This window comes from Williamsia sp. 1135, assembly GCF_002095395.1.
GTDB lineage: Bacteria > Actinomycetota > Actinomycetes > Mycobacteriales > Mycobacteriaceae > Williamsia.
Genome location: NZ_MJEI01000103.1, coordinates 77,314 through 97,321, shown reverse-complemented (window position 1 = coordinate 97,321; position 20,008 = coordinate 77,314). Strand labels below are relative to the sequence as shown.

Sequence of the window (20,008 nt, the reverse complement as noted above, 5' to 3'; positions counted from 1 at the left end):
TCAGCCGTTCTTTCCCTTGATGGCGCGCAGACCGGCCGCCATGAATTCTCCGGTCACCGCGGCGGCCTGGTCCGCACCCGCGCCCGCCGATGACCCACTCCGCGCCCTGTGCGTGATGCCCTCGCCGATCACCCCGAGTTTGAAGTTGGCCAACGCGAGATAGAAGTTCCAGTCGGTCAATTCGCGACCCGACGCGGTGGCGTACCGTTGTGCGATCTCGCCCGCGGCCGGGTAGCGATCGCTGGTCCACGCCGCCGGGATCCCCAGGATCTCGTCGAAGATCGGCGAGCGATACGTACACATCAGTGCGACATCGGTCAGTGGATCGCCGAGTGTGGACATCTCCCAGTCGACGACAGCCTTCACGACGCCGGGATCGTCGACGGCGAGAATGGTGTTGTCCACGCGAAAGTCGCCGTGCACGATCGAGTTCTCCGACCGCGCCGGGATGGATTCGCTCAGTGCCGCATGCAATGTGGCCACATCCTCGAGCTCCTGGGTCTTCACGTGCTCCCACTGCCGAGCCCAGAGCTTGACCTGCCGGGCCACGAATCCGTCCGGCCGGCCGAACTCACCGAGGCCCACTGCCTGGTAGTCGACCGCGTGCAGATTCGCCAGCGCCTGCACCAACCCGTCGAGATTGCGGTCGACGTCGGTGTCGCTCAGCGCCTTCAGTTCGTCGGCGCTGCGCACCACGAGTCCGTCCACGAACTCCACGACAGTGAAAGGGGCGCCGAGGATCTCGCCCTCCTTGTCGAAGGCCACGGTGCCCGCGACGGGCACGTCGGTACCCTGCAGCGCGTTCGTGACCGTCCACTCTCGGTTCATGTCATGCGCCGACGGAGTCAGACCACCTGTCGGCGGACGCCGGACCACCCATCGTGAGTTGTCATCGTGTGCAGCGAAAGTCAGGTTGGAACGGCCGCCACTGATCAGCTCCACAACGAGTTCGCCGGTGACGGCGACACCACTGTCGACGAGGAACCGACGCAGTTTCGCGGTGTCCATACCGGGCAGTTCACTCATGGCTTACCACCGGCAGCCGCGGCTTTCCTGGCCTTGCCGACTGCGCGCTTGGCGAGGGCCCAGCGATGGACCTCGGAAGGGCCATCGTAGATCTGGAAGGGACGCAGCTCGCGCTGCAGCCGCGCCAACGGCAGGTCGTCGGAAACACCCATTCCGCCGCACATCTGGATCGACCGATCCACCACCCGCGAGAACGCCTCTGCGGCAAAGGTCTTCGCGATCGAGGTCTCGTCTCCACCGTGGGCACCCTGGTCGAGTTCCCAGCACGCCTTGACCAGCAGCGAGCGCGCCGCGGCCAAATCGATCTCGTTGTCGGCCACCATCTGCTGGATCATGCCGAGGTCACCGAGCCTGCCACCGAAGGCCTCTCGCCTGGCGACATAGTCGAGCGCGATGTCGCGTGCTCGATTGGCACTGCCCATCCATCGCATCACGTGGGTCATCCGGGCGGGTCCGAGTCGCACCTGTGCGTAGCGGTAACCCTCGTCGACCTCGCCGAGGACATCCTCATCGGGAACGAAGACATCGCGGAACGCGACCTCACAGTGCCCGCCGATCATCGCGCGATCGATGGTGTTGATGTGCCGCCCGACGGTGATGCCCGGGGTGTCGGCCGGGGCGAGGAACATCGTCGCTCCGCCACGATCACCGGGCTCGCCGGTGGTGCGGGCCATGATGATGAAGAACCCCGCGCCGTCGGCACCGGTGATGAACCATTTGTCACCGTTGATCTTCCAGCCACCGTCGACCTTGACGGCCGCGGTACGCAGCGCCGCAGGATCGGAGCCGGCACCGGGTGCTGGTTCGGTCATCGCGAACGCGGAGCGCACGTCGCCGCGCGCCAGCGGCGCCAGGTACTTCTCTTTCTGGTCCGCACTGGCGACGTGGGCGAGCATGTGCACGTTGCCCTCGTCAGGAGCGCCGATGTGCAGGGCGATGGGACCGAAGACGGAGTATCCGGCCGCTTCGAACACCGGCGCCCGGTCGGACATGTTGAGGCCGAGGCCGCCGTATTCGACGGGCGCGTGCGGCGCCAGGATTCCCAGGTCGCGGGCGCGATCACGAAGCTCGAGGCGCAGCTCTTCACCGCCCGCTGCGGCGATGTCGCCCGCGAACTTCTCTTCGATCGGCAGAACGTGACTGCGAACGAAGTCGCTGGTCTTGTCGATCACGTCCTGGACAACTGGATCGTAGGAAAGGTCAATCGCCATGGGGCACCTCCTCGTGTGCGCCGCCCGGCAGGTCGGCTGCCCCGACCGAGCGATCGTTCGGTTTCGGGTAACAGACTGTCACGGCCGCCCCTGGGCAGTCAACCCCGGCAGGACTAGGACGAAGCGGAGAAGTATCCGACCATCTGCCGCGCGATGAGCAGGTATCGCGACACCAGTTCGTCCGGGCCCAGCCTGCCGGAGGGTCGATACCAGGTGGAGACCCCGACGCACATCGTCGTCACCGCACGGCCCGCATCCACGGGGTGCGGGGTGCGGAAATCGCCGGAGTCGACGCCCGCCTGCACTATGGCGTCGACCATGCGCTGCTGCTCATCCCGGGTGGCGATGTATTCCACCCTGAACACGGGCTCGAGACTGCGGATCTCGGTCGACCCGACGAACGCCTGCGCCCTCCGGTACATGTGGAACCGCAGCAGCGATTCGACCACCGCGTCGAACCGCTCCACGGGCGAACTGCCCGCCTGCTCGAGGGCCGCTCGGGAACGTCCGAGCAGGTCGCTCATCGTCAGCTCGAGCAGCCCCTGCAACAGCGACTGTTTCGACGGGTAGTGGTGGTAGAGCCCCGGGACGCTCAGCCCCGCCCGCGCGGCGATGTCCCGGACCGAGGTGCCGTGATAGCCGTGCTCGGCGAACGCAGAGAGCGCGGCGGCCAACGGTACCGGCAGATCTTCTTCCCCATACTGACGCCAGAGTCCCTCGCCGTACTCACGCGGCGCTGGCCGAGCTCCGGTATCCATACCCGTAAACCTACTGTGCCGCCGCGGGCGCACTGGGCAATACCACCCGCCCCCGATCGACGAGTTGTCCGATTCGATCGAGCCGCGCAGATCCGGCAGGCTGAAACCGTGCCCTTTGACCCACCCGGTCCCGACGGGTCGCCTCCCCCGTCCGCCGCGACCGGCATCAGCAGGCGACTGGTACTGCTGTTCGCTCTCACCTGTGGCGTCTCGGTGTCGTCGCTGTACGTCCTGCAACCCGTTCTCGAGGAGATCCGCACCGACTTCTCCATCTCCACCTCCACCGCGGCCCTGGTGGTGACCGCCGCGCAATTCGGGTACGCGATGGGCCTTCTACTACTGGTCCCACTGGGCGACCTGTGGAACCGAAAAGTGTTGGCGCCCAGTATGATGGCTGCCTCAGCTGTCGCGCTGCTGCTGTCCGGACTCGCCCCGGGGTTCGGCGCCCTGTTCGTGGCCTCGCTGCTTGTCGGCGTCTCCGCGGCCACCGCGCAGATCGTCATACCGTGGTCATCGTCACTGGCTCTGCCCTCGGACCGCGGACGTGTGGTCGGAGTGGTGATGAGCGGTCTGCTGCTCGGCATCCTGCTGGCACGGGTCGTCAGCGGGGCGATCGCGGAAGTCGGTGGCTGGCGGGCGGTGCTGTTCGTCGGCGCGGCCCTCATGGCCGTCCTGGCAGTGGTCGTCCACCTCCTCGTGCCTGCGGACCGGGCTCGCCCTCCCCAGGCGTATGGGGCACTGCTCGCCTCGATCGGACGGATGATCGCCGCCGAAGCGATGCTGCGGCAACGGATGGCGCTCGGCTTCCTGACGATGTTCGGCTTCAGCGCGATGTGGACATCGATCGCGTTTCTCCTCTCGGGGAGCAGAGGTGAACGCTTCTCGTATTCCGAGGCGATGATCGGGGCTTTCGCCCTCGCCGGTGTCGCAGGTGCGCTCGCCGCGCCGATGTTCGGAAAGCTGGCCGACCGCGGACATCTACGGGGGGCGACCACGGGCGCGTGGGTGATCACGATTGCCGGATGGTTGTTGCTGGCCTGGCCCGGTACGCCGCTCGCGGCACTGCTCGTCGGCCTGGTCGTCTTCGATTTCGGAGTGCAGGCCTCGCAACTGTCGAACCAATCGGCGATCTACTCACTCTCGCCGGATGCGCGCAGTCGCGTGACCACCGCCTACATGGTCACCTACTTCGCAGGTGCCGTGGCGGGGTCGGTCACCTCCGGGTACGCCTACGACGCAGGTGGATGGAATCTGTTGTGCCTCATAGGGACCGGTTCGGCCGTGACAGGCTTGCTGCTGTGGGCCGGCATCGATCGCTGGAACAGCCGCGTCACTCGACCCCGGTGACATTCTGCGGGAGCAGTTCGACGACCGCGCCGTACATCATCGTCACACACAGATCGACGAGTTCATCGTCGCTGCAATCGATTCGGCCGTCGATCCAGGCGCTGAGAACCTGCCCGAGACCACCGACGTAGAAATGGGCGGCGCCTTGCACCGCTGCTCCCTCGAAGTGGGTGCCCGAGGTCTGCACGGTCAGTGCGGCGAACATCATCGCCGCATCCATGCGCTTGGACGCGAGCCGTCCACTGAGCAGGGTCTGCGAGAACAAGATCCTGCCGCGGCGCCGATCGGAGTCGATTCGGCGCACGATGGCGCCGACGGCCGAGCGGATCTGATCCTTGGGTGAACTGCCACCTGCGGCGACCGCCGCCTGCGCCGACTCGGCGATATCGAGGACCACGACGTCGTACGTGGTGCCGACCAGGTCGTCGACGTCGGTGAAACTCTCGTAGAAGTAGCGCGCGGTGAGGCCGGCCTGCCGGCACACCCCACGGACGCTGATCGCACCGCCGTCAGGTGACCCCATGATGTCCAGCGCAGCGTCCACCAGGGCCGCCCGGCGACGTTTCACCCGGTCAGCTCCGTTTTCGCCGCCGTACGGGCGCATTGGGTCAGGCATGACACCCATCATTCCACCTTCGGTTGTCCGCAATTGACAATCACTGCGAACGCGACTTCAATTGAAAGCGACAACAGGTGTTCTCACAATATTCTTGGTAGGAAGGCAGACAATGACGTCTGGGACCGTTGAAGGCAGCAGCGCTCTCTCCGAGGCTTCGCCCCTTTCCCGCCCATCCCCCCGAGGACCGGTGTGGACCCGCGAACAGGCGGACAGCGCGAGTGGCGATCTCCTGGAGATGCCGGGCATCTCCGCCCTTGCCGGCGCCGCCAACGTGATCATGCAACTCGCCCTCCCCGCCGTCGGCTACGGCGTCGCCGAGAGCAAGGTCGACAGTGGAAATCTGTTCAAGCACCCCCTCAAACGCGGCCGCACGACGCTTGCTTACCTGGCGGTGGCCGTCAACGGCTCCCCCGAGGACCGCAAGGCCTACCGCCGCGCTGTCGGCCACTCGCACGCACGGGTCCGGTCGACGGAGTCGAGTCCGGTCAAGTACAGCGCCTTCGATCCCACCCTGCAGCTCTGGGTCGCAGCGTGCCTCTACAAGGGGTGGGAGGACTTGCAGGTTCTCTTCGGCGATCCGGCCGCGGTCACCGAAGAGGCTTACCAGCAGGGCGCGCTGATGGGCACCACCCTGCAGATGCCCCGAGACATGTGGCCCGCGACGCGCGACGACTTCCAGCAGTACTGGGATTCGACCGTGTCCGCACTGGAGATCGACGACACCATCCGCGACCTGCTCGTCAGCATCGCGAGGTTCGAGTTCCTGCCGAAGCCGGTGTCGTTGCTGATCGGCGACTTCGGCCTGTTTCTCACCACGGGTTTCTTGCCCCCGGAGTTCCGCGAGAAGATGGATCTGACGTGGACCCCACGTCAACAGCGCCTCTTCGACCTGCACAACCGGATCGCCCGCAACCTGGTCGAACGGTTGCCGAAACCGTTGCGCGCGTTCCCCTTCAACGCCTACCTCTGGGACACCAGACGGCGCATCAAGGCCGGCAAGCCTCTCACCTGAGTTCCGAAAATGGGTCGTTCTGGCGAACAAAACGCCAGGTCGGGTCCGCCAGAACAGCCCATCATCGGGACGGCGCGAACTGCGGGTACAGGGCTTCAACGGGCGCGGCCAGACCGGCTTTGACCTGGATGCTCACGTCGTCGGCGAGGACTTCCAGCCGGCCGGCTTCGAGGCCATCGTAGGCGTCCCGGATGACGTCCGCCGGGTCGTTCTTCTCGGCCGTGACGCCCGCGGTCATCGGGGTGTCGGTGTAGCCGAGATGCAGGCCCAGGACCTGGGTCTCCTGCGGCGCCAGCTCCAGACGCAGCACATTGGTCGCCATCCACAACGCAGCCTTGGACACGCTGTACGAGCTGCCGATACCGATCCAGCTCAGCACCGAGTGGACGTTGATGACAGCGCCCCCGCCGCGTGTTGCGAGAATCGGGGCAAACGCCTTGGTCACCGCGATCGGCCCGTAGAGGTTGATGTCCATCAGCGCTTTCAGTTCGCCGACCGGCTGATCGAGTAGTCGGCCGGAAGTCGTCTGACCTGCATTGTTGATCACGATGTCGACGTCGGCGGCGGATGATGCCGCGGCCTCGATCGACGCGGCGTCCGTGACGTCCAGGCGGATCGGCACGATCCGATCGTCATCCCACTCCCGGGGGTTGCGAGCCGCCGCGTAGACCTTGGTGGCGCCGCGAGCGAGCGCCTGCGTGACGAACTCTGTACCGAGCCCACCGTTGGCGCCGGTGACCAGGACGGTGGCGTTGTTCAGCGTAACCATTGTGTTTCTCCCATCGAGCCGCAGCCGGGATGGGTCGACCCCGGGCGTGGACTCCACGGTACCTGCTGACTTTGGTTTACAGTAGTCAGAGGGTCTTCTTCAGCGCCGCAGCCGTGAGATCGGCAGTACTGGTGTGCCCGGACAGCCCGAGGGTGAGGTCGAGTTCGGCAATGATGTTGGCGACGACATCGCGCGCACCATCCGCACCGTCGAGCGCCAATCCGTACATGTGCGGCCGTCCGATGCACACCGCGTCAGCACCGAGCGCAAGCGCCTTGAAGACGTCGGCGCCACCACGAATACCGGAGTCCAACAACACCTTCGATCGACCGTCGACGGCCTTGGCGACGTCGACGAGGGCGTCGATGGAACTGATCGCGCCGTCGACCTGCCTGCCTCCGTGGTTGGAGACGAGGATGCCGTCGACACCGTGGTCCACCGCCTGCAACGCGTCGTCGGGATGCAGGATTCCTTTGAGCACGATCGGCAGCGACGTCCGTTCGCGCAGTCCGGCGATGTCCGTCCAGTTCAGCGACGGCCGGGAATAGATCTCCAGGAACGTCTGCACCGATTCCCGCGGCACCGGCGAAACAAGATTGCGCACAGCGCCTCCCGGAATGTTCCGCGCCATCGAGATCAGCGATTTGATCGCGCCCACCGTGATCGCCGGCTTCTCCCGCGGCAGCGCTGCCGCGATCCGATCCCGAACGATCGAGACGAACCGGTCGTCCGAGGTGTACTGATCGATTCCCAGCCCCTGCGCGAACGGCAACGACCCCAGATTCAGATCCTGCGGTCGCCACCCGAGCATGGTGGTGTCGAGCGTGACCACTATTGCAGCAGCGCCGGACTTTTCGGCACGCTGAAGGAAGCTGTCGACGAGGTCTTCGTCCGTCGACCAATACAGCTGATACCAGCGCGGCGCCCCCGGGGTGATCTCGTCCATCGCAGCGGCCGTGCGTTCCATCGGCGCACTGCCCTGACTCGAGAAGATATAGGGAATCCCGAGTTGTGCTGCGGCCCTGCCGATGTGGACGTCTGCGTCCGGAAAGGCGAGCGCGCCCGCCCCCACCGGGGAGAACAGAACAGGCGCGGGCAGATGCTGGCCGAACAGTTCTGTGGCCAGGGTGCGCTCGGACACATCTCGGAGCATCCGCGGAACGATCGCCCACCGCTCGAGCGCCGTCCGGTTTGCCCGCATCGTCCCACCGTCGCCCGCACCACCGGCAACATAGGCCCACGCCTTGGCAGACATCCTGCGTCGCGCAGCACGTTCCAACGCCTCGAAGTTTGTCGGTACCTTTGGTTTTCGGCCGAACACCCCGGCGGTATAGATCTCATTCTGACGGGCACGACCGGGAGACGGCAGGTGTTCGGTGGCGTCGCTGCTCATCGGCCCACACTATCGACCACCGGTTCGCCGAACAACGACTTGAGGTACCTCACATTCGCCTACGGTGAGGAACATCGGCCCGGGCCGGGACCGTTGCAGCTGGGGTAATCGATGTCTCGATGAGGAGAACAATGACAAACACCACCCGCGTAGTGCTCGCATCCCGACCACATGGAGAGCCGAAGGATTCGGACTTCCGATTCGAGGACGTGGCATTACCCGAGCCCACACCCGGCGAGGTGGTGTTGCAGACGCTCTACCTCTCCCTCGATCCGTACATGCGAGGCCGGATGAGCGCCGCCAAGTCGTATGCCCCTCCCGTGGAGATCGGCGACACGATGGTCGGCGCCACGGTCTCGCGGGTCCTGCAGTCCACGGTCGACGACTTCTCCGAAGGCGACATCGTCCTCGGCTACGGCGGCTGGCAGACGCACTCGGTCGAGAAGGCCAAATATCTACGCAAGCTCGACCCCGAGATCAATCCGCCGTCGACAGCACTCGGTGTGCTGGGGATGCCGGGATTCACCGCCTACGCCGGACTGCTCACCATCGGCAACCCGCAGCCCGGCGAGACCGTCGTGGTCGCCGCCGCAGCCGGCCCTGTGGGATCGGCCGTCGGACAGATCGCGAAGATCAAGGGGGCCAGAGCTGTCGGCATCGCGGGTGGCCCCGACAAAGTCAAATACCTCATCGACGAACTCGGCTTCGACGCCGCGGTCGACCATCGTGCCGACGACTTCGCCGAGCAGCTCAAGGCGGCGACACCGGACGGAATCGATGTCTACTTCGAGAACGTCGGCGGCAACGTCTTCGATCAGGTCATCCGCCGGATGAACCTCTACGGCCGCATCCCCGTGTGCGGCCTGGTGGCCAACTACAACCTGACGTCGCTTCCGGAAGGACCTGACCGCACCGGCCAGCTCATGAACGCGGTGTTGGTCAAGAGCCTGACCATCCGCGGTTTCATCCAGACCGAATTCGCAGGCGAGCAGATGCCTCAGTTCCTCGACGAGGCATCAGGCTGGGTCGCGGATGGATCGCTGAAGTACCGCGAAGACATCACCGACGGCCTCGACAACGTCCTCGACGCCTTCCGCGGCCTCCTCGCCGGCCGCAACTTCGGCAAAGCCGTGGTGAAGGTCGCCGACTAGCCCGAATTTGGTGGGTTCTGGCGAGTAAAACCGCAGGTCGGGCTCACCAAAACCCACCAAGATCGGGATGTAGTCACGACCCGCTGGGAGTCGAGGATGCGGGCGCCGAGCTGCTCGGTCCGGCTGCTTCGGTCAGCAACGGAGCCAGCGCCTCATCGATCGCGTCGAGGGTCTGCAGCGCGGAGGTGTAGGTCGCGGCTTCGGTGTACCTGAGGCCGTAGACCTTGCCTGCCTGGACTGCGGGCAGGGTCTTGAACAACGGCGAGTCCAGGACATATCGGACCTCGGGTCCGACCGATCCATCGGCTTCGACGGTGTACGTGATCACGTCGGCGTCTGCGAAACTCTCCGGGATGCTTTCGATGGACGGGTACTCCGAACTGTCCTGTGATCCGCCGAGTTTCTCCTTGACCTCGCCGTAGTAGTTCACTCCGACGTCCTGCGCGATGTTGGTGCCCCAGGAGCCGCCGAACTCTCGCTGGAAGTTGCCTGCCGCCGATTCGCCGTACGCACCCAGGTGTCCGAACTTCAAAGGTCCGAGCACCCCCGCGTACTTCTCCTTAAGACCGGCAGCTTTGTCGTCATAGGTCTTCTTGGTCGACTCGTAGGCGTCGAGCTTGCCCGCGGCATCGAGTTGTCGCTTGGTCAATTCCCGCCAAGCTGCGGGGTTGGTCGGCCCGATGGCGACGACGGGTGCGATCGCCTCCAGAGCGCCCAGATCGAGGTCCACCATCGCCGGTTGTGGCACTCCGATCACGATGAGGTCCGGGTTGACACTGGCGATGGCCTCGTAGTTGGTGTCCGCAGCCGACATGTCGCCGGCGATCTTCTCGAGCGACTCGTAGTCGGCCAGGTCCTCGGGCGTCATCAACGGGATCCCGCGCTTCCATTCGGAGATACCGACCAGCGGTGCGTCCGCTTCGATCAGGGGCGGTACCGCGTAGCCGGTCGCCACGATCCGCTGCGGCGCCACCGGGATCTCGATGTCACCGTTGTCGGCGGCGAAAACCCGAGTCTCACTGGTCGTCGATTCGGCGGCCGAATCGTTGTCGGAATCACTGCCGCAGGCCACGGCGGACAGAGCAAGGCCGAGCGTGGCCGCAGCGGCAGCCAGACGAAACCCGAGATGACGAGCAGACAAGATGTACTTCTTTCTCCAAATATGCGGACCCGCGACGCCAGGCCCCCGACGCGTCGAGCTTTCTAGCTGAGGCTAGCCTTACTAAAGACTGCAGCGGCTTCGTCGGGAGGACACTCTGTGACGCTCGGAGGACACTTCGACCGGTCCGGACCTGTCGGCCCCTTCGGGGCAGGCGCCGACCCGCTCTGGGTCGAGGAGTACGGATACGGCATCGGTCCACCGACCGGAATTCTGATCCTCAAGTACGGGTCGGGCGGTGCCCTCGAGATTCCCGAATCCCGCAGCGACTTCGTGCACCAGCTGTACTGGACCCCCGACGGCATGCTGTCGGTGCGTCACGCCAACAGAACCGAGTTCATCGGCGCCACCGAGGCACTGTGGGTGCGACGCGGCGTCACCCATGAGGTCTTCACCTCGCGGAAACAGATCATCTACCGCATCTGTCTCCGCGAAGTACCGCAGCGCCTGCGTACGTTGCGAGTGGCGGCGGTGTCGGCGGACCAGCAGTCGCGCAGGCTCATCGAGCAGATCGCTCGACCGGGTCAAGACGAGGCGACGGCGCTGGCGGCGCGGGCCACGATCATGGCGGGCCTGGGTGCCACCCACCGCGATTTCGTCGGCCGTGACCCCATCGGGATACCGTCCTCGTCGCGCACCACGGGTTTCGCGCAGACGATCGCCCGAACCCTCCTGCACGACCCCGCCGACCCGACGCGACTCGACGAGTGGGCGACCCGACTGCACACCAGCACCAAGACCCTGCAGCGCGACTTCGTCCGCGAGTTCGGGGTGTCGTATTCGCAGTGGCGCACCAAGACTCGGCTCGATGCAGCCGTTGTCCTACTCGAGACGAAATCAGTGACCGAGGTCGCGCACCGCGTCGGATACTCCAGTGTGCCCGCGTTCGTGACGGCCTTCTCACGCGAGTACGGCCATACGCCGGGGCGCTACGCGGTGGGCACCATCGACTCTGCGTGAACCGCCACGGCCTTCTCACGCGAGTACGGCCATACGCCGGGGCGCTACGCGGTGGGCACCATCGACTCTGCGTGAACCGCCCACCGTGCCAATCCGACCGTCGACCGTGCCGAAACAGCCGCCGATCGTGCCGGTCGGGCAAGGCACCAGAGTTCCGAGATCGGTAGGCCGGCAAAGGAGTCGAGTTTCCAGATCTCCGATGTGCACTCGCGATCGGTCCTATTCTCAGTCCATGCCGAAAACGGTCCGCGTGGTGCTCCGCTCGTTGATCTCGATGGCAATGGTCGTCGGACTGATGACGTCGTTGCCGATGGCTGCCTCCGCGATCGAACCGCCGGACAATGCGCACGCCAACCCGAATGCGTTCGGCGGCACTGACAAGTTCGGCTACGTCCCAGGCTTGGGTGAGTACCGCGTCCACAGCGCCGTCATCCTCGACCTCGGCCCCGGCGTTTCCGGCGGTGTCCAACGCGACCCCGACCTCTACAAGTGCGTCAACGCCACCGGCGAGTTCCCCTACCAAACCACGAACGCGATTCCGCAGGTCCACGATCTGTGGATGGACGTGAGCATGTCGGTGTTGCCACCATGCTTCCAGTCGAAGAGCTTCGCCTGGTTCAACGTCTACGTCGACAGCCCCTATCGAGGGAATTTCGAGATCAGTTTCGCCGAGGACGAGGACGGGAAACCGGCGCAGTCCCCGTTCGAACTGACTTGCCTCAGCGGAAGCTACTACCACCTCGACTGCCACCAGAACAACGACCTGTCGATCACCATCACGTGCAAGGACGAGCCGAACGCTCCATGCCCGCGTCGTGACTCGCCCCTACCGTTCCCGATTCCTGATCTCGGATCGACCGGCTAACCGATCGGCGGCTGTTTCGGCCCGGTCGGCGGCAGTTTCGGCCCGGTCGGCGGTGGGCAGGTCAGAAGGTGAGCACCGGTTTGATCGCTGCTCCGGATTGTGCTGCGGCCCAGGCATTGTCGAAATCAGCGAAGTCGTAGGTCGTGATCAGCTTCTCGAGCGGGAGATCACCACGCTTGTGGAGATCTATCAGTTCGGGGATGAATGTGCTGGGCACGCTGTCGCCTTCGACGATGCCGCGAATCCGTAGACCTCTACCCATGATCAGCCCGACCGGAAGCTCGGCGATCGGGGCTCCGAGGCCGACGATGCCCAGCTGTCCGCGAGACCGCAAGGCGGTGACCGCCTCGGTAAGGACAGCGGGGATGGCCGTGGTGTCCAGGACATGATCGGCACCGCCTCCGGTGAATTCCGCCAAAGTCGACACCACATCGCCCGCAGCAGGATCCACCGTTGCAGTAGCGCCGAGCTCGACCGCCAGCGCTCGTCGCTCGGCGATGGGATCGACGGCAATGATGACGCGAGCGCCCGCTATCCGGGCACCCATGACTGCGGAAAGACCCACCGCGCCGGCGCCGAAGATCACCACACTCTGCCCGAGCACGGGCCGCAACGCGTTGAGAATCGAGCCGACACCGGTCTGCACGCTGCATCCGAGCGGGGCAGCCACCGACATCTCGATCTCGTCGCCTATCGGCACCGTATTGCGCTGATGCGCGAGGGCATACGTCGCGAAACTGGACTGACCGAAGAAGTCACCATTGATAGGGCCGTGCTCGCCACGCACTGAACCCGACACCTCGCCTCTGTCTCCACGCATGTTCAGAGCGGTCGACTGCCGGCAGTATGCGGACTCGCCTGCCTTGCAATGGTTGCACTGTCCGCAGCTGTTGAACGTCAGGACTACTCGCGTACCGACCCGGACGGTGGCTGTGCGGCCGACCGCCTCGACAATCCCGGCTCCCTCATGACCGAAGACCATCGGCATCCGCTTGCCGGGCCACCGGGCGGCCAACGAGATGTCGGTGTGACAGATGCCGACCGCCTGCACTCGCACCAGGATTTCATCACCGACCGGTTCGCGGACCTGCACGTCGCGCAACGCCGGCGGCGCTCCCACCTCGCTGAGCACCGCCGCCCGCGCCGCTATGGAAGTGGGCGTCACTCGCGTTCGAGGTAAAAGTAGAAGTGCTTGTCGCGCACCAGTGAGGTCTTGCCGTTCATGATGCCCATGACGTGCGTGTCGTCGACCTTCTTGAAGTGATCGATGACGGGCTGACCGTCGTAGACCATGGCCGCGGTGGTCTCGCCGCGGAACTCGACCGCCCACAGGCTGGCCTCGCCCTTGCCCAGTTCCTTGTTCGAGTAGAGGTTGCCCTCGTCGTCGCGGCAGACCAGCGGCTTCACATCGTGATACGCGTCGAACGTCTTGCCGTGCCAGTTGACCTGCTCCAACTGGCCGTCCATGGCGTGGCCGCTGGGTAGTTCACCGCCCGACCAGGCCCCGAGCATGAAGTCGCGGCCGATCGGTTCGAGGCCTGCCCACAAGTCGTCGAGGTCGGCGGGCTCACTGATCGCCTGACTTTCCTTCAATTCGAAAAACTTTGCGACGGCCTTGTCGTTGTTCATCTCTGCCTCACTGCCGGGGGAACTCTGAGAACAACAGTAGTCAGAAATCCCCCGGCATCCAAGACGTTCGTCAGAACACAGCGCTTCCGATCAGCACCGCACCCAGCACACCCATGACGACCGCAACGAGGGTATCGAGCACCTGCCACGCACGCGGCTTGGCGAACAGGGGCGCGAGGCGGGCCGAACCGAAGCCGAGAGCGGCGAACCACACGAACGATGCCATACATGCACCAGCAGCAAAGACCCATTTGTCCTGCGGCCCATGACTGTTGGCAATGGCTCCGAGCGTTATCAGGGTGTCGAGGTAGACGTGCGGATTCAGCCAGGTCAGGGCGACGGCAGTCCCGATGGCCGCCCAGCGGCCGGCCGAAGCCACGCCGCCCGTCGCATCCAGCGATGCCGGGCGGACGACCCGGCGGGCAGCCATGGCCGCCAAGACCAGCAGATAGGCCCCACCGACCACGGTCGCGATGTCGACGATCTCGGGGTAGGCGGTCACCAGGGCACCGAGACCAGCTACTCCCCCGAGGATCAGCACGACGTCCGAGGCCGAGCACACCGCGACCACCGCCAGCACGTGTTCACGTCGGATGCCCTGACGGAGAACGAAAATGTTCTGGGCACCGATGGCGATGATGAGCCCGGCCCCGGTGAGGAGGCCGGCGAAGGCGGGTACGAAGTAGGTCACCCGACAAACGCTAAGGCCGTCGCGGCTGTCAATCCAGCGAATGTTTTTCACGAACCATTAGAATGGTTCATGATGGACATCAGCAGCGAGGGCCTGCAGACACTGGCGGCGGTGGTGCGTGAAGGTACCTTCGACGCCGCAGCCGAGTCGCTGCATCTGACTCCGTCTGCGGTCAGTCAGCGTATGAAGGCCTTGGAGGCGACGGTCGGACGGGTCCTCGTGCAACGCACAAAACCCGCCAGGGCCACTCCCGACGGTGAGGTCCTGCTCCGACTGGCGGCGCAGTGGGACCTACTCCGCCTCGAAGCCGCAGCCGATCTCGCCGGTGAACCCGAAGTGGGACATGAGGATCCGCGGGACACTCCCCGGATGCATCTGCCGATCGCCGCGAACGCCGACTCGATCTCCATCTGGCTCCTACCGGTGGTCGCCGAGATCCAGCGCCGTCATCCGGTTGCGGTGGAGGTTCTCCGGGACGATGAGAGCCACTCCACCAGATTTCTCCGCGCGGGTCAGGCGGTCGGCGCGGTCACCTCCGATCCGCGGCCGGTGCGCGGGTGCACCGTGCTGCCGCTTGGCGCGATGCGCTATCTACCGGTGGCGAGTGTCGATTTCATCGAGACATGGCTTCCCAACGGACTGCGGGCAGCCGACCTCGGACGGGCCCCGATGGTGGCGTTCGACCGGAAGGACACCATCCAGTTCGATCTCCTCGGGCGCCTGACCCGGCGCCACGTCGACCCACCGATCACCTACGTTCCGGCCTCGGTCGAATACCGTCGCGCGGTCGAACTCGGCGCAGGCTGGGGTGCGGTACCCGCCGCTCAGATCCAGCCTGCGCTGGCTGCCGGCACGGTGAAGACGCTCGGCAGTCGTCATGTGGACGTCCAGTTGTTCTGGCAATACTGGAAATTGGAGTCGCCGATCATCAACGACCTCACCGTTCTGGTTCGCGAGGCCGCGGGAGGATTCCTGGTGTGAAGACCTCAGGCCCGTTCCAGATCGCGAATGATCTCGTGGACGGTGGCGTCCTTCACCAGCCGGGCTTCCAAGAGGGGATTGAGTACCCCCCGCAGCCAGAAATACGGTAGCCACGACCGCGGCGCGATCACCCGCGCCGAACGTCGACGCACGGCGGTGATCAGCACGTCGGCAGCAGCGTCCGCAGCCAGTCTCCGGTTCAGCGGCCAGGGCAGTTGAGCACCGATGCGCTCCCCTATCGGATCGTTGTCGAGGGTCGCCCGCGCCAACTCCGTGTCGACGACCCCGAAGTAGGCGACCCCGGCCGACGTCCCCACCGCTGCGAGTTCGATGCGCAACGCTCGCCCCAGTTGCTCGACGGCAGCCTTGCTCACCATATAGGCGGCCCCACCCATACCCGGAGTAAATGCGGCACAGGAGGATACGAGCAGGACATGACCGCCGCTGCGGACCAGTTCGTCGGCGCTCGCGCGGACCACATTGAGGACACCCCCGAAGTTGACTGCGATCACCCGGTCGAACTGCTCTGGGTCGGTGCGGCGAATGGTCCCCGGCGCCGGGGTGATGCCGGCGTTGGCGATCACCACGTCGAGAGAACCGAAATGCTCGACGACCCGGGCGACGGCGATCTCTACAGCCTCGCGATCGCAGACGTCACCGGCCAAGATCAGCAATCGGTCGTAGGAACGGAGTTCGTGGCCTGCGACGTCGCGATCGAACACCGCGACCCGGGCGCCGAGGGTGATCAGCTTGTTCACGGTGGCCGCCCCGATGCCCCGGGCGCCGCCGGTGATCAGCACTGTCGCCGACGAGAGGTCGATCCGTTGCGCGGCGCTCATTGCGTGACAACCTCTTCCAGTGCGGGTCCTGTGGTTGTCGCCGGGGCGACAGCCGGATAAAAGATGTAGTCGGAGAGCTCGACTCGCGACATGGCACGTGTGAAGCTACGGACCGACCCCGGCCAGAACGTCACGTTGCGTCCGGATGGGCTGAGGTAGTAGCTGCTGCAGCCACCCGAGTTCCACACCGAGCCGGCGAGCTTGCGGTCGACCATGGAGCAGAACTCCTGCTGCGCGGACGCCTTCACCTCGATCGCGGAGTCCTTCCGCGTCGACAGCACCCGCAGGGCAGCCAGGATGTGTTCCACCTGCGCCTCGATGGTGACCACCTGCGACGTGTAAACCACCGAGTTCGGCCCCAGGATCATGAAAAAGTTCGGGAACCCGTGCACGGTCGTCCCCCGGTACGACGCCATCTCACCGTTCGGCCACGTCTCGGCGAGGCTGACCCCTCCGCGTCCCCGGATCCGGCGGAAGCCCGAGTGGCGTGACACCGTGAATCCGGTTCCGAGCACGATGGTGTCGACCTCGTGGACCACTCCGTCGGCGGTCTCGATGCCTTCCGGTCGGACCGAGTTGATCGCAGCGGTTTCGACGGTGACGTTGGGGCGGGTCAGTGCCGGGTAGTACTTGTTGGAGAACGTCGGCCGTTTGCAGCCGAACGCGTAATCCGGCGTGAGCTTTTTGCGCAGTTCGGGATCGCCGACCTGTCGACGAAGGTGCACCCGGCCCAGTGCTGCTGCCGGCGCCAGAAGGCGATTCCACCGCACCAACCCCGGCACGAACGCGTCCTGAACGAGGTCGAACTGCTTACGCAGGGCCCGCTGAGTACGCGGAACGCGACGGAAGAGGTTGCGGACGCGGGCGTGTACCGGCCGGTCCGGGTGCGGCATGATCCAGGTGGGCGTGCGCTGGAACAAGGTCAGATGTTCGGCCTCCGGCGCGATCTGCGGGATGAACTGGACCGCTGAGGCACCCGTGCCGATCACGGCGATCCGACCCGCCAGCTCTGCCTCGTGGTCCCAGTCCGCGGAGTGGAAGACGTTGCCGGCGAACGTCTCCAGTCCCGCGATATCAGGAGTCGCCGCCTCGCTGAACGGGCCGAGCGCACCGATCAGCACCCGTGCGGTCCAGTGTCCGTTCGAGGTGGTGACGGACCACAACCGCGCATCGTCATCCCACGATGCGTCCTGGACATCATGTCCGAAACGAATGTGCCTGCGCACGCCGAGCCTGTCGGTGCAGTCGTTGAGGTACGCCTCGATCTCGGGCTGCAGCGGGTAGAGCCTGGTCCAGTCCGGGTTGGGCGCGAACGAGAATGAATACAGCGCAGACGGGATGTCGCACTGGGCACCGGGATAGGTGTTCACGTGCCACGTACCACCGACCGCATCGGCACGCTCGAAGACGACAAAGTCCTCGATGCCTTCTTGTTTGAGCCGAATGGCCGCCCCCAGCCCACCGAAACCGGTTCCGATGATCGCGATGTCGACGTGTTCGGATGTTCTCTCGCTCATGGCTTTCTGCCTTCCGTCATAGGTCGAGGGTGAGTGTCTCGTCGAGTGCGGCACGCGAGACGCACAACGTCATCGCGGATCCGCGCTCGATGTCGCCGAGCACCCGGTCGCGATGGTCGGGTTGTCCGTCGACGACACCGACGACACAGGCCCCGCAGAAACCCTGCCTGCACGAATAGGCCTGATCAGGACGCAGCCGCCGGACCGCGTCGAGCGCTGATTCGTGGGCCCCGACCGCAATACGCTCACCGGTGCTCTGCATCGCGATCTCGAACGGCTCGCCATCGACGATCGGTGGCGGAGAGAAATACTCGGTGTGAAACGTGGTGTTCGGAGCGATCACCCGGCTTCGTGCGCGAACCGCCGCCGACAGTCCCGCCGGACCACACGCGTACAGGGCCCCACCGGGCTTCGCGTGAGTGAGAATCGCGTCGATGCCCGGGGGCCCATCCACGTCGTCGTCGGCCACGATCAACGTGCCACCGCCGCGCTCGGCCAGTCCTTCGAGTTCGCCGAGAAACGGCATGCTCGACCGAGAACGGCCGTGGTAGTACAGCACCCACGGCAGACCCTGGTGACACGCCGCGTACACCATCGACAGGATCGGCGTGATCCCGATACCACCCGCCACGAAAAGATAGTGCGGCGCACGGGCCATCGGGAAAGCGTTGCGGGGACCACGAATCCGCAGGCGCTCACCTTCGCGTAGCCGGTGCATCTCGGACGACGCAGTGCCATCGACGACGCGGCGAACCGCGATGCGGTAGCAATCCGCAGCCACGGGGTTGCCGCTCAGCGAGTACTGCCGGAGCACTCCGGACGTTGTCGTCACATCGATGTGGGCGCCGGGCCGCCATGCGGGTAGAGCCGCGCCATCGGGCCGGCGCAGCAGGAACGACCGCACATCGTCTGCCTCCCGTTCGATGCGATCGACGACGGCTTCGAACTCGAAACCGCCCCGCCGCCGTGGTCGCGCCGGCGACAGAGCTGTCACCGCCGGCGTTTCGGCAACTAGCTTGGAGTACAGGCGCGACAACGCGCCGATGGCCCGCAATCCCGGTCCCGCATCGTCCACGGGTTCGGCGACCGCCCGCGGTGTCAGGCGTGCCGTTGCCGCGCTCACGGTTGCGCCGCCAGCGCCGCGGGCGAGGTGGCCAGGTACCGGACGGCCTTGTCGATGTCGCCCATCGACGACGGATGGAATCCCGGACGGATGTAGAGGCCGAGCTGAACGAACAAGAAGGAGAGACCGGGAATGAGGTGCCTGCGCGAGGCCCGCGCGAAGGCCAGTGGCCACGGCACCCGGAATCGACGCCTGCCGGGGTCGCCCCGGTAGAGGTGCGCAGCCGTGGTGAACCACAGCACCGCCAGACCGAAACTCGCGATGACCGCGGTGCGGGCGCGACGAAAGCCCCCGCCGTCGACATATTGGAAGGCGTCGAACGCGACATTACGGTGCTCGAGTTCTTCGGCGCCGTGCCAGCGCAGCAGATCGAGCATGGTGGGATCGACACCGCGCCGGTCGAACTCGGAGTTGTCGAGCAACCACTCGCCGACCACTGCCGTGAAGTGCTCGGCAGCGGCATAGATACCGAGCCGCTCGTTCAGCCAGGCTCGCCCGGCCCTGCCGGTGAGCCCGTGATCGCCGAAGACCACTCCGACCGCGTATCGGATACGTCGCATGATGGGGTCGACATCGACCCCACCCGCGATCAGGTAGTCGCGAAACCCCTCGTGCGAGGACGCATGGGTGGTCTCCTGACCGACGAACCCGACCACCTCCTCGTGGAGACGGCGATCGTCGATGAGCGGCAGGGCTCGCGCGAACACGTCCGCCATCGCGCGTTCCCCCTCGGGCAGTACGAGGTGCATGACGTTCCAGAAGTGGGTCGCGTAGGCCTCGCCCGGGATGTATTCCAGCGGCACGTCGGTCCAGTCGAATTGGACGGCTCGCGCGGTGATCGCGTAGGACTCGTCCGAGTATCCGGTCGTCTCAACCCGGCCGGGTCGTGCGCTCGCGGCTGTGGACTTCATCGAAACAGACTCCTTCGTTGCCCAACGTGCAGGCCTCTTCCAGCGAT

Annotated in this window: 20 protein-coding genes; 6 read left to right on the top strand and 14 right to left on the bottom strand. The window is 65.5% G+C overall.

What is annotated here, in order from left to right:
• The 3 genes from BFL43_RS21820 to BFL43_RS21810 all read right to left on the bottom strand — a co-directional run bounded on the left by BFL43_RS21820 (position 1) and on the right by BFL43_RS21810 (position 2,995).
• Positions 1-1,026 carry a phosphotransferase family protein gene (locus tag BFL43_RS21820; RefSeq protein ID WP_084894701.1) on the bottom strand — a complete coding sequence of 342 codons (1,026 nt, stop codon included), beginning with the start codon at positions 1,024-1,026 and terminating at the stop codon, positions 1-3.
• Positions 1,023-2,237: an acyl-CoA dehydrogenase family protein gene (locus tag BFL43_RS21815; protein ID WP_084894699.1), complete on the bottom strand. Its 1,215-nt coding sequence runs from the start codon at positions 2,235-2,237 to the stop codon at positions 1,023-1,025. Before BFL43_RS21815 ends, BFL43_RS21820 begins: the two co-directional genes overlap by 4 nt.
• 113 nt (positions 2,238-2,350) lie before the next feature.
• Complete coding sequence (locus BFL43_RS21810) at positions 2,351-2,995, bottom strand: TetR/AcrR family transcriptional regulator (RefSeq protein WP_084894697.1); 645 nt, start codon at positions 2,993-2,995, stop codon at positions 2,351-2,353.
• A 108-nt stretch (positions 2,996-3,103) separates the two neighbouring features.
• Between BFL43_RS21810 and BFL43_RS21805 the strand changes: the two genes are divergently transcribed.
• Positions 3,104-4,342, top strand: coding sequence for an MFS transporter (locus tag BFL43_RS21805; RefSeq protein WP_084894695.1), 1,239 nt, complete (start codon positions 3,104-3,106; stop codon positions 4,340-4,342).
• Here the strand turns inward: BFL43_RS21805 and BFL43_RS21800 are convergent.
• Positions 4,326-4,958, bottom strand: coding sequence for a TetR/AcrR family transcriptional regulator (locus tag BFL43_RS21800; protein WP_084894868.1), 633 nt, complete (start codon positions 4,956-4,958; stop codon positions 4,326-4,328). The genes BFL43_RS21805 and BFL43_RS21800 overlap by 17 nt on opposite strands.
• 238 nt (positions 4,959-5,196) lie before the next feature.
• On the opposite strand from BFL43_RS21800, the gene BFL43_RS21795 reads away from it, so the two are divergent.
• Positions 5,197-5,973, top strand: a complete 777-nt coding sequence (locus BFL43_RS21795) for an oxygenase MpaB family protein (RefSeq protein ID WP_346425989.1) — start codon at positions 5,197-5,199, stop codon at positions 5,971-5,973.
• A gap of 61 nt (positions 5,974-6,034) precedes the next feature.
• Here the strand turns inward: BFL43_RS21795 and BFL43_RS21790 are convergent, their stop codons facing one another.
• Both BFL43_RS21790 and BFL43_RS21785 read right to left on the bottom strand, forming a co-directional pair.
• Entirely contained in the window at positions 6,035-6,742 is a 708-nt protein-coding gene (locus BFL43_RS21790) for an SDR family oxidoreductase (protein ID WP_084894691.1), read from the bottom strand.
• Positions 6,743-6,827: 85 nt separating this feature from the next.
• Entirely contained in the window at positions 6,828-8,135 is a 1,308-nt protein-coding gene (locus BFL43_RS21785; RefSeq protein WP_084894689.1) for an alpha-hydroxy-acid oxidizing protein, read from the bottom strand.
• A 131-nt stretch (positions 8,136-8,266) separates the two neighbouring features.
• On the opposite strand from BFL43_RS21785, the gene BFL43_RS21780 reads away from it, so the two are divergent.
• Positions 8,267-9,286, top strand: coding sequence for an NADP-dependent oxidoreductase (locus tag BFL43_RS21780; protein WP_084894687.1), 1,020 nt, complete (start codon positions 8,267-8,269; stop codon positions 9,284-9,286).
• A gap of 73 nt (positions 9,287-9,359) precedes the next feature.
• Here BFL43_RS21780 and BFL43_RS21775 read toward each other — a convergent pair whose 3' ends face one another.
• A complete protein-coding gene (locus BFL43_RS21775; protein ID WP_206186729.1) occupies positions 9,360-10,427 on the bottom strand; it encodes an ABC transporter substrate-binding protein in 1,068 nt (355 codons plus the stop codon).
• 117 nt (positions 10,428-10,544) lie between these two features.
• Between BFL43_RS21775 and BFL43_RS21770 the strand changes: the two genes are divergently transcribed.
• Complete coding sequence (locus BFL43_RS21770) at positions 10,545-11,405, top strand: AraC family transcriptional regulator (RefSeq protein ID WP_084894685.1); 861 nt, start codon at positions 10,545-10,547, stop codon at positions 11,403-11,405.
• 232 nt (positions 11,406-11,637) lie between these two features.
• Entirely contained in the window at positions 11,638-12,270 is a 633-nt protein-coding gene (locus BFL43_RS21765; RefSeq protein WP_084894683.1) for a hypothetical protein, read from the top strand.
• Positions 12,271-12,331: 61 nt separating this feature from the next.
• Here the strand turns inward: BFL43_RS21765 and BFL43_RS21760 are convergent, their stop codons facing one another.
• The 3 genes from BFL43_RS21760 to BFL43_RS21750 all read right to left on the bottom strand — a co-directional run bounded on the left by BFL43_RS21760 (position 12,332) and on the right by BFL43_RS21750 (position 14,590).
• Positions 12,332-13,420 (bottom strand): NAD(P)-dependent alcohol dehydrogenase, encoded by a 1,089-nt coding sequence (locus BFL43_RS21760; RefSeq protein WP_084894864.1) that lies wholly within the window; start codon positions 13,418-13,420, stop codon positions 12,332-12,334.
• Positions 13,421-13,431: 11 nt separating this feature from the next.
• Complete coding sequence (locus BFL43_RS21755) at positions 13,432-13,899, bottom strand: DUF4334 domain-containing protein (RefSeq protein WP_084894681.1); 468 nt, start codon at positions 13,897-13,899, stop codon at positions 13,432-13,434.
• 70 nt (positions 13,900-13,969) lie between these two features.
• Entirely contained in the window at positions 13,970-14,590 is a 621-nt protein-coding gene (locus BFL43_RS21750; protein WP_143695456.1) for a LysE/ArgO family amino acid transporter, read from the bottom strand.
• A 72-nt stretch (positions 14,591-14,662) separates the two neighbouring features.
• Here BFL43_RS21750 and BFL43_RS21745 point away from each other — a divergent pair, with 72 nt between their 5' ends.
• Entirely contained in the window at positions 14,663-15,571 is a 909-nt protein-coding gene (locus BFL43_RS21745; protein WP_084894676.1) for a LysR family transcriptional regulator ArgP, read from the top strand.
• 5 nt (positions 15,572-15,576) lie between these two features.
• Here BFL43_RS21745 and BFL43_RS21740 read toward each other — a convergent pair whose 3' ends face one another.
• The 4 genes from BFL43_RS21740 to BFL43_RS21725 are packed head-to-tail and all read right to left on the bottom strand — an operon-like array spanning position 15,577 to position 19,961.
• Complete coding sequence (locus BFL43_RS21740) at positions 15,577-16,410, bottom strand: SDR family NAD(P)-dependent oxidoreductase (RefSeq protein ID WP_084894674.1); 834 nt, start codon at positions 16,408-16,410, stop codon at positions 15,577-15,579.
• On the bottom strand, positions 16,407-17,927 hold the full coding sequence (locus BFL43_RS21735) for an NAD(P)/FAD-dependent oxidoreductase (protein WP_084894672.1): 1,521 nt from the start codon (positions 17,925-17,927) through the stop codon (positions 16,407-16,409). The genes BFL43_RS21740 and BFL43_RS21735 overlap by 4 nt, the downstream gene beginning before the upstream one ends.
• Positions 17,928-17,943: 16 nt before the next feature.
• Positions 17,944-19,050, bottom strand: a complete 1,107-nt coding sequence (locus BFL43_RS21730; protein ID WP_240498412.1) for a PDR/VanB family oxidoreductase — start codon at positions 19,048-19,050, stop codon at positions 17,944-17,946.
• Complete coding sequence (locus BFL43_RS21725) at positions 19,047-19,961, bottom strand: metal-dependent hydrolase (protein WP_084894670.1); 915 nt, start codon at positions 19,959-19,961, stop codon at positions 19,047-19,049. Before BFL43_RS21725 ends, BFL43_RS21730 begins: the two co-directional genes overlap by 4 nt.
• Positions 19,962-20,008 lie beyond the last annotated feature (47 nt).